Genomic DNA, 9,515 nt, shown 5'->3' on the forward strand with positions numbered 1-9,515 from the left:
AGCTTTATCTGGCAATAAATGATATCGACCACACGAAGACCAAAGCGATGTCGCCGCAGACGAACGGCATCTGCGAACGGTTCCACAGGACGATATTGCAGGAGTTTTATCAGGTAGCATTCCGCAAAAAACTGTATGGCGAACTCGATACATTACAGTCGGATCTTGATGAATGGCTGGTTCACTATAATAATGAACGAACCCATCAGGGGAAAATGTGCTGTGGCCGGACGCCAATGGAAACGTTACTTGATGGAAAACACATCTGGGCTGAGAAAAACTTAAGCCAGATGTAATCTGACAGACACCTGTATAAATAACCGGTAACTGTCAGATCAGGTCTGAGCTAATACACTTAATTCAACCCGCGAGAATTTTCCAGAAATACTTTCATGGGATGCAGACGATGAGTTTGAATTGACTCAAAAGTCCCGCTTTGGGTTTCGGGGAAGAGCAGCGCCTCCTGATATAATACGGATTTACCTTGGTAAAAAGATTCCGGATGAACTGAGAAAGAAAGGCGCTATATCCCCTGTGAAATATTCTCCCGGTTTTTAACTTTTGGGTCGCTTATGCCGGACTTTGATAGGCAGCCATTCAGACTGCTGCTTACCAACAGAACCACTTTATCTTTAGCAGGGACTTGCTGAACGCCACCGACTGTCGTAGCATAATTTTGCCAACCGTTGTCATCACGACAACTGCCAATGTTCCGGTGATTTGAGAGGAACGCCTTCGGGTAATCGCATGCCAATGCCATCGTAACCTGAGAGATGGCGCTTTCGGGCGGTTTTAAATCTGTTAACCTTTGAAAACAGAGACTCATGCGAGTTAAGGTCCTTTCAACGCGCTTCCTTTTTTCTCAAACTTTCATTTTCCCCGGAATCCTTATTCCGTGGATCACACGTTTCGCTGCCGTTCTTTCAAAAGACCGTTCAGTGACTCACTCACCCATGCGGGGATTTATCTCCCTGCGGAGTTAAATCCTTTTTATTTTTTCTGAAGAGGATTTATCTGTGATGAACTTTATTCATACCCCCTATGAGTCAGGTGTCGCCCTGCGTGAAGATGTGTTTCACCGCCAGTTTACCATTCGCGTTACCGGCATGATGGAATACCCTGAGGACGATCCGGTATACGGCACATACGATGTTCGGGCAGTCCTCGACGTCTGTGATTCTTCAACCATCAGTGGAGCGGTTGAAAATCTGCTTTGTCTCCATGAAAGCGATGAATGGCCGATACGTGATGAAAACGAGGATTATTACGATTCGGAACTCGGTCACGACTGTGGTCCCGTTTCGTTTACGCCTAAGTTTGCTGAAATTTACGACCGTCGTCATCGTCGTGTTTTGTGCGGTGATTTTTCCGCAGGTCTGACCTGGTTCACGCCGGTCAGTTCGCAGGAAGACGTTGCGGCGCTGCGTACAGAACAGTGCGTTCTGCGTGACGACGCTGCCGTTGAAGTCAGCTGGGATAATTACAGCACGGCAGAAAGGCTGCGTGACCGGGCAACCCGTCTGAGTATGCACCTGACTGACCTACGATATGCCGCACTGCCAGAGGTTGTGGCGCTGGCCACGCATAGTTATACGCCCCAGGCTTCTGCCTGATTTAGCCGGCGTCGTTAAATAAACGTCAAGGTGGTTTTAAATCTGATTACACATCACCTCTTTAACTGTGTTTCTTTCCGTTTATCACCCTCTCGGGACTTTTGTACCCGTAAGGGACAGGGTTCCTCATACATTAAAGGAACTTAATCCTATGAACGATCTTACAGATCTGCTCTCCTGCAAAATTGCACTGGCAAAAGCTGAAGGGGATTTATTGATCATTGCATCACATCGTCGGCTTGGCCTTAACACGGACATTGATGGCGATGGCTTTTCATATTACATGTGGGAGCTTGCAGAAGTTGCCAGTAACATGGCTAAGCTGTCTGCGCGTAAGCTTGTTCCTGCAACCTGGAAGCCATTTTTCGAATTTCTGTGCAATATAGCTAAAAACATTGATGAACAGGCCTGGGCGTTTTTTTTCAAACGCGCTCTCAAAGATGAAGAGAACCAGGTTAATGAAGAATTATACATGGACTGATATTTATCTCTCAAAGCAAACAATTTTCTTGTTTTCTTATTAACAGATCTCAAATCACCCCACAGGGATTCTTTCCCATTGGGAGAGGTTCCTTTCCTACGTTTTTGAGGAACCTTTTATGCATTACACCAAAATCATCACGCCTGCTGCTTTCTACCGCAGCACACGCTCTAACAATAAAGCTCTGGTGCTGTTTGCTGAAACAGAGTCGGAACTGGTCCTTATCGGCATTGAGAACATGTTCGGCGTGCCGGATACGGTCGATGCCGATCCAGTTGCAAAGGCTGACGGATTACCGGACAGGCTGACTCGTCTCAGATGGATTGCCCACACGATTGGGGTTGCCACAGGTTCAGGCTGGTTTGAGCCTGAATTTTTTGATACCTGGATTGTTGATCTCATTCTGCTGGGCGTCTCGATACACAGCCGGCACTGGAATGAGGCATTCAACCAGGGCCTCTACAACGCGCATGATGCTCTGAACGTGCGCTGATACAGGACGATTATTTACTGATTTACCCACCCGTGCGGGGATAACCTTCCCGCTTCTGCGTTGGGGGTTTCTCCGCATTTTAACTGAGGAGAAAACCATGAGCAGTATAATGCTTTCCATTGTTACACGCATTGCACGCCGCTTCAGCCGTCTGGCAGAAGCCATGCGCCATCAGCAGGCGGAGTGGTTTACCAATCGTAACGGCCGTTGCAGTTTCCGGGCCGACGTTATTCCTTCTGACGGCAGATTTACCGCCGTGATTTCACAAAGAACGGGTTACAGCTCGCGTGACTGGCAGTACCGGCGGCTGGCGGTTGCCGGCGAGTTCTCGTCTTCCCGAAAAGCATTACGGGCAGGACGGAGAATGGCTCAGCAAATGGCCGGGCTGCGTTACCGCTTCGACTGATAACACATTAACGTTTTAACACTTCCCGGAGGGACCTTCCCTCCAGGGGAGGTTTCCTCCTTATTTTTCCGGAGGAGCCATGATCCGATTTACGTCCACTGCATTGCGCCCGTTGCTTTCACAGGCCGGAGCCATACAGCGCCCGCTGATACTTGAGCGCGGCCCCGACCTCTACCTTCGTGTACCGGACGACAGTCGCCCCGGCGAATGGCTTAAAGCCCATGCCGACGGTTGTGATCCCCGTATGGACGCTGACTGGTCAGCAAACTCTGCGGCGCTGATACCGGACTGCAAGTTTTCTTTTAAGACCTTTATCGCGCACAACCTTTGTGACGACGTACTGGAGAAGCACCACGATTTACTGATGATGCCTTTCACAGGAGAAGTCACCAGGGCACTCACCCTGCACAAAGAGACGCGGCCACCGCAGGTGGTTTATGTACCAGTGGGGGAGTTTCGTGACCGAATCGCGTGGCTTTATGACCAGTCACTGAGGCACTACCACGCCTGCGTGAACGATGTCGAACGTATCAACTGGCGTTCGCAGGCGCTGCATGTGCTGGACCAGGTTATCCGCCTGGATGCAAAACGTGCAAAACCGACCGATCGCGAGATGTTTGCGCGTGCCGTCGAAAGCGTGCGCGGGCGTATCAGCATGGTAAAGCCTGACGGTTCAGTCAGGCATTTTCGCTAACCTTTTTTCCACTCTCCGGAGGCGCATCTTTCGCCTCCGGGCAGGATGCGTCCCGCATTTACAGGCTGCATCCCGATGAAGAAAACAGTATCCCGCCGCAGGGCGGCAACCACTCAACACACCGACCTGTATCAGCAGGTGACCGACAAAATCATACTGGCACTGGAGAACGGCGTACCGCCGTGGCGGCGACCCTGGCGTGCTGAACGACACGTTCATGGCAGCGCACTGCCGGTCAACGCCACAACTGGCAGTGCTTACAGCGGCGTCAATATTCCACTGCTGTGGATGGCCGCCGAGGAACGTGGCTTTGTTTCAGACCGGTGGTTGACGTTTCAGCAGGCAAAAAACGCAGGTGGTCACGTCAGAAAAGGTGAGGCCGGCACGACGGCCGTCATCTGGAAACCGTTTGAGAAACAGGCCCGCGACGCGGGTGATAACCTGCTGTTCCGGGACGGTGAACCCGTCATGGAGAAGCTGAGCATGCTGAAACAGCTACAGCTCTTTAACGTGGTCCAGTGCGATGGCCTTCCCGGTAACGTACTGGGACTTCAGCCGGATGCTGTGCCGACTGACTCACTTTCACTATCAACTGCGGCAGTAAGGCAGCGGGTGGAGGATATCCTCAGCACCACCGGCGTGAGCTGTGGGCACTACCGGCAGGACAGGGCGTATTACCAGCCACTTTCCGACCGCATAGTGATGCCACTCTCGTCGCAGTTCGTGACTGAGGCGGATTATCTATCCACGCTGTTACACGAGCTGGTTCATGCCACCGGCCACGGTAACCGTCTGAACCGCGACGGTATCACGTCGTCATCGCGCACCTTTGGTGACCCGGTTTATGCCTTTGAGGAGCTGATAGCCGAAACCGGCAGTGCGTTTCTCTGTGCTGCGCTGGGCATTATCGGCGACGTGCAGCACGAAAGTTATCTGGACGGATGGCTGAAAGCCCTGCGTGAAGATAAAAAAGCGATTTTCCGCGCCTGCCGCTTTGCGCGGGAAGCATCGGAATACCTGCTTAATCCAACGACTTTCGAAACGGAGTCGGTGGCATAACGTAACGGGCGACAGTCGTCGCCATCATCCCCCTGAGGGCATCTTCCTCAGGGAGATGCCCTCTTTTTTGTTTCAACCTTAAAGAGGAGTTCGACAATGTTTTCATGGTGCCATAACCGTCTTGAAATCACCGGTAAGTCAGTCTGCATTGATGTGATGCAGTCATGGGTCGCCGGCACGGAAACCCCACTGTATCGCCATGCTATCCGGCGGGGGATAAAGCTGTTTCTTGCCGGCTGCGCCGGGATACTTAAACCGGTGAAGTTTACGGAATATGTGCCTTATCCGATGCTGACCGCATCGGGGACGGGCACGCATATCGCACCGAATCAGGCGTTCCAGCACTTTCTTGAGCTGCTGGAAAGGGACGCCTGGCTGGACGGCACGACGCTTTCACGCCTGGAGAAAATCTGGCAGATGTCAGATATCGGTTCTCTAAAGTGGGAAAGTATACCCCTCTCAGCGCGACAGATAATGACGCAGCTGATGGCCGTGCACGGTGCCGACTGGTTCGGCATGGCGGGGGCAGGAGGGCAGTTCGATCCGCAGGAGCGATGGGAATGGCTCAACGCGCTGCCGGAAACGACCTGCCATTGTGACATGCTGATGGTGATGCCGTCACGACTGGGTACCGAGTTGACGGGTAACAGCGGGTTATTTAAGGGACTCAGCAGTACCTCAGAACTGTATGTTCAGCTGTACGGCATGGAGTTCCCGGCTGGCCATCAGGCACGCTGGAACCGTGAGGATATGAGTTCACTTACGCTTATCCTCTCAACGCCGTGGTATCCCCCTTCTGGTGAGGTGATGGGGGAGATGTCACAGATGTTTGACTGTGAAATCCGTCATTACTGGCTTTCACCGGATATCAGTCTGTCCGGGTACAACTGCTTTGACCGTGGGGACCACGTTGACAGCGGCCCCTGGCCGGCAGAAGCGTCAGCCGTCTCCACTCACGGTGAAAACACCCGGATGTATCTGGTTGGGTCAGAAGTGCAAGATGCACCGACGTCAGTGGCGTTACATTACGGCAGCATACGTGCCTGACATTATCTGAAAGCCGGTTTAACCGGTTTACTCTCCGGCCACAGCGTTTGCTGTGGTCATTTTTTTCACTCCTGAGGGAAACACCGTTTCCCGAAGGGGCGTGTTCCCTTTTTTCACCGGAACACGTATGAAAAACCGAATAAATAACGAGAAGGCGTTTCTCTCTCTTTTTAACCAGACCGCACGATATCACCCACGTCACAAAGTGTTTGAGGACTTTATCAGTTGCAGCGTTATTGCCATTCAGAACGGCCTGCAATTCTGTGACAAACGTGAGAAGAAGTACCTGGACATCGTTGCCCGGTACAAAAAGCCTGACGTGATGAATCTGGCAGATTTACTGGTGCATCTGGTAAATGGCCTTCAGGAAGAACAGAGTGACTTTCTGGGGCGGGTTTTTATGCAGCTGGAGCTGGGTGATAAATATCGCGGGCAGTTCTTCACGCCGTCGAGCGTTGCACGAATGATGGCGCAGTTGCAGCTTGGCAAATGTGGAAGAAAATTTCAGGGAAAAACCGTTTATCACGCTCTCTGAGCCTGCCTGTGGTTCAGGTTCTATGGTGCTGGCCTTTGCCAGTGTGCTACGGGAGGCGGGCTTTGCCCCGCATAGGTATCTGTGGGTGTCCGTCACCGATATTGATCCGCTGGCGGCAGGAATGGCGTATTTACAGCTGTCACTGTGCGGCGTTGCGGGGGAAGTGGTCATTGGCAACGCTTTGTTTGATCAGCGAAGGCGGGTGCTCTGTACACCGGCGCACTACTGGGGAGGATGGGCGTCGAGGATTCAACGTCATATATTAAAAGGGAAAGTTAGCGAAAACATAGTATCTGATTAATGCAATTATACGGACCCACGGAGGGTCCGTTTTTTTAACCATACAAAAAAAAGGTGCAATATTTTTTTCATTTGATAACACGGAGATAAGCTTCACGCCAGATTGACTGGTTGACGAAGGCATGAACTTCAGGAATATACTGTATAAAAATACAGTTATAAGAAGGTTGTTATGCTCAGTTTTTACCCTTATCCGGATTGCCCCCTTTCCGTCACAGCACCGCTTTTTCTTGAACCCTGCGAAGCTGGCTTTCCCTCACCGGCCGCTGATTATGTTGAACGCGAACTGGATCTCAATGAGTATTGTATCCGTCACCCTGCCGCGACGTTTTTTGTTCGTGCCTCCGGGCAGTCGATGACGGATATCGGCCTGAAGGATGGGGATTTGATGGTTGTTGACCGTGCCGTCACGCCCTGTCATGGAGATATTGTTATTGCTGCCATTGAGGGCGAGTTCACCGTGAAGCAGTTACTGCTTTCATCGAAAGCACCGCGAGTGACCTTACAGCCTATGAACACGAGTTATTCCCCTATCTATCCCGACCCGGACACGCTGGAAATTTTCGGGGTTGTTATGGTTTTTCTACATAAAACACGGGGTGAATGATGTTTGCTATCGTTGACGTCAACAGCTTTTATGCCAGCTGCGAAAAGGCGTTCAGACCAGATCTGCGTGATGCACCTGTGGTTGTCCTCTCTAATAATGACGGCTGTATAATTGCACGTAGCAAGGATTATGTGGAATTGAAAATCTACAGAAATCTTTAACGCTTTCAATGCAGTTTCTGTAACTATCAGAATCCCCTGGATACGTACAACCTCATTTATAGTTCGACGGGGGTGATGAGTGAATCACCGGAAAAAAAAGAGATTAGATTTCTCAGCACAAGAGTAAGCATTGCATCAGTGGATTCGGGAGACAAGGCTGCGACATGGGGTGTGAGCAGTGTATTTTTCAGTAATAAAAACCCTACGGGAATTACTGGTTCATCTTCAATAACGTCCAATGCTGCTCCCCTGATACGGTTTTCTCGAAGGTAGCTTATTAACAAATCGCTATTTACAGCTTCTCCCCTTCCGATATTAATCAGGTAGCCATCACAACCAAGATTATCGAGTACAGTTTTGTTGACAATATCGGCATTTTCACTTCCTCCGGGAGTGCAGATAAGCAGGTATTCAGACCATGAAGCCAGGTCTTCAGTACTGGAAAAATACTGATAGGGAACGTCGTATTTTTGCCTCCTGTTGTAAAAGCCCACTGGCATGTTAAAAGCCAGGTGACAGCGGGATGCGATTGCCATCCCGATATTACCTAAGCCAACAATACCTAATTTTTTTTTATTAAGTGTCGGTAAATCCCCCCTGAGACTGCTCCATTCCCGCGAACGCATTCCATTGTCAAGGATGTGAATCTGTCGGGTAATCCCCAACATCATTGCAATGGCATGCTCAACAACAGTGTCAGTATTTGTTCCTGGACCATAGGTCACAGCAATCCCTCTTTGCCTTGCGCCAGCGAGATCAATTTTGTCGTATCCTGCTCCGATGATGCATATAATTTTAAGAAATGGCAGCTTGTCCATATCTGATTTGGTGACGGGACATATTCCGTTAGCAATCAGCACATAGTACTTTTTCTTGGATGTGAGTTCATCATCCGGAAATCTCTCACCATAATCCACTGACAACCCTGATTTTTTAAAGATATTGTAATGTGTTTCACTTAAAAAAACCTGGCTTATAACATTTATCACTTTGCCTCCTCATTTCACATGTGGGGATATGTGCTGATACTAATAATTCAGCACTGCCTCGTTATGTCACGTGACATAGCGTCCGCAAGCAGCTCTACATACCCGGGCTCAAGAATTGAGGTGTGAGTTCCACCAATGATATTTAATTCAAGCTGAGTGGCTAAAAACTCTGCCCATCCGTGTGATGGGTCGGCTTCTCCTGTACAGTCACCTACATATAAAAATATTTTTCCCAAAGACGGTATTATTTCCGGAATATAAGACAGGCATGCCGCTGAGAGCTCTCTGGTTAACTCTGCTTTAACTTTTAAAAATTCCATATCAATGTCAGGTAAAAAAATGCCGTCCTTTTTCATTAATAAAACAGCCTCAGCCAGGCCATGGTCTTCCAGAATATTCCTGATCTTCGCAGTTCCGTCCTTATTCAGGTTGTGAATAAGGCGCAACAGAATTTCTTTCTGCACATCTTCATCTGATTTAGACAGCAGGATTTTTTTTGCATCTTTTTTTCCAGGCAGTACTGCATCTATTAATGCCAGGTAACTGACGTGCTTACCTTTTTTAAACAACTGTCGGGTTATTTCATATGCAATATGCCCCCCGCCTGACCAACCAGCGATGAAGTAAGGTCCTTCCTTTTGCTGACGTGTTATGACATCTACATAATTTGCTGAAAGTGTGCGTAAAGATATTGGTTGTTCTCTTTTCACCGGAGGCTGTATGCCATATACCGATATAGTGGGTGCAAGACGGTGAGCTAATTCTCTATACGAAGTGATATCACCCGTTGATTCATGGATCATAAACAGTGAGACATGGCTGTCTTTGCATAATCGCATCGGCATTATATGCTGTACTGGTTTAAAAGATTCATATCCTTCCCGGGTTATCGCTCGAGCCATTTCGTCCAGAACAGGTTTATTGAAAATGTCTCTTATTTCCAGAAACATGCCAACCTGGTTCAATCTGTCAACCAGACTTATCAGTAGCAGCGAGTGGCCGCCCAGCGTGAAGAAGTTGTCGTGGCGGCCCACCCGGTCAACCCGCAGCAGCTCGGCCCACAGCCCCGCCAGCAGGCACTCGGTCTCACCCTGCGGCGGCGCATAGCCCGCCTGCCCGAGCGCGCCGGC

The 9,515-nt window shown here is 49.8% G+C and carries 11 protein-coding genes and 3 pseudogenes; 12 read left to right on the forward strand and 2 right to left on the reverse strand.

The window, feature by feature from the left end:
- The 12 genes and pseudogenes from BG55_RS01005 to BG55_RS01060 form a co-directional block, all read left to right on the forward strand.
- Window positions 1-296, forward strand: a 296-nt coding sequence (locus tag BG55_RS01005; RefSeq protein ID WP_034933296.1) for an IS481 family transposase, incomplete at its 5' end; no start/stop codon positions are given.
- A gap of 58 nt (window positions 297-354) precedes the next feature.
- Window positions 355-558, forward strand: a pseudogene (locus BG55_RS21620) (LEM-3-like GIY-YIG domain-containing protein); the annotation flags it as partial.
- A 458-nt stretch (window positions 559-1,016) separates the two neighbouring features.
- Window positions 1,017-1,613, forward strand: coding sequence for a hypothetical protein (locus BG55_RS01015; protein ID WP_152542568.1), 597 nt, complete (start codon window positions 1,017-1,019; stop codon window positions 1,611-1,613).
- A 151-nt stretch (window positions 1,614-1,764) separates the two neighbouring features.
- Entirely contained in the window at window positions 1,765-2,094 is a 330-nt protein-coding gene (locus BG55_RS01020) for a hypothetical protein (RefSeq protein WP_034933305.1), read from the forward strand.
- Between the two features lie 118 nt (window positions 2,095-2,212).
- Entirely contained in the window at window positions 2,213-2,587 is a 375-nt protein-coding gene (locus tag BG55_RS01025) for a hypothetical protein (protein WP_052018638.1), read from the forward strand.
- Between the two features lie 97 nt (window positions 2,588-2,684).
- Window positions 2,685-2,993, forward strand: coding sequence for a hypothetical protein (locus BG55_RS01030; protein ID WP_034933308.1), 309 nt, complete (start codon window positions 2,685-2,687; stop codon window positions 2,991-2,993).
- A 79-nt stretch (window positions 2,994-3,072) separates the two neighbouring features.
- Window positions 3,073-3,687 (forward strand): hypothetical protein, encoded by a 615-nt coding sequence (locus BG55_RS01035; RefSeq protein ID WP_034933312.1) that lies wholly within the window; start codon window positions 3,073-3,075, stop codon window positions 3,685-3,687.
- Between the two features lie 75 nt (window positions 3,688-3,762).
- Window positions 3,763-4,746 (forward strand): ArdC family protein, encoded by a 984-nt coding sequence (locus BG55_RS01040; RefSeq protein WP_034933316.1) that lies wholly within the window; start codon window positions 3,763-3,765, stop codon window positions 4,744-4,746.
- 96 nt (window positions 4,747-4,842) lie between these two features.
- Window positions 4,843-5,793, forward strand: a complete 951-nt coding sequence (locus BG55_RS01045; RefSeq protein WP_034933318.1) for a DUF1281 domain-containing protein — start codon at window positions 4,843-4,845, stop codon at window positions 5,791-5,793.
- 127 nt (window positions 5,794-5,920) lie between these two features.
- Window positions 5,921-6,629 (forward strand): annotated as a pseudogene (locus BG55_RS01050) (N-6 DNA methylase).
- Window positions 6,630-6,800: 171 nt separating this feature from the next.
- Window positions 6,801-7,235, forward strand: a complete 435-nt coding sequence (gene umuD, locus BG55_RS01055; protein WP_034933319.1) for a translesion error-prone DNA polymerase V autoproteolytic subunit — start codon at window positions 6,801-6,803, stop codon at window positions 7,233-7,235.
- Window positions 7,235-7,363 (forward strand): annotated as a pseudogene (locus tag BG55_RS01060) (Y-family DNA polymerase); the annotation flags it as partial. The gene umuD and the pseudogene BG55_RS01060, both read left to right, overlap by 1 nt.
- Before the next feature lie 89 nt (window positions 7,364-7,452).
- Here BG55_RS01060 and BG55_RS01065 read toward each other — a convergent pair.
- Window positions 7,453-8,385, reverse strand: a complete 933-nt coding sequence (locus BG55_RS01065) for an NAD(P)-dependent oxidoreductase (RefSeq protein WP_052018639.1) — start codon at window positions 8,383-8,385, stop codon at window positions 7,453-7,455.
- Window positions 8,386-8,432: 47 nt separating this feature from the next.
- On the reverse strand, window positions 8,433-9,515 hold a 1,083-nt coding region (locus tag BG55_RS01070; RefSeq protein ID WP_034933326.1), incomplete at its 5' end, for a thioesterase domain-containing protein.

The sequence above is a fragment of the Erwinia mallotivora genome (assembly GCF_000590885.1).
Taxonomy (GTDB): domain Bacteria; phylum Pseudomonadota; class Gammaproteobacteria; order Enterobacterales; family Enterobacteriaceae; genus Erwinia; species Erwinia mallotivora.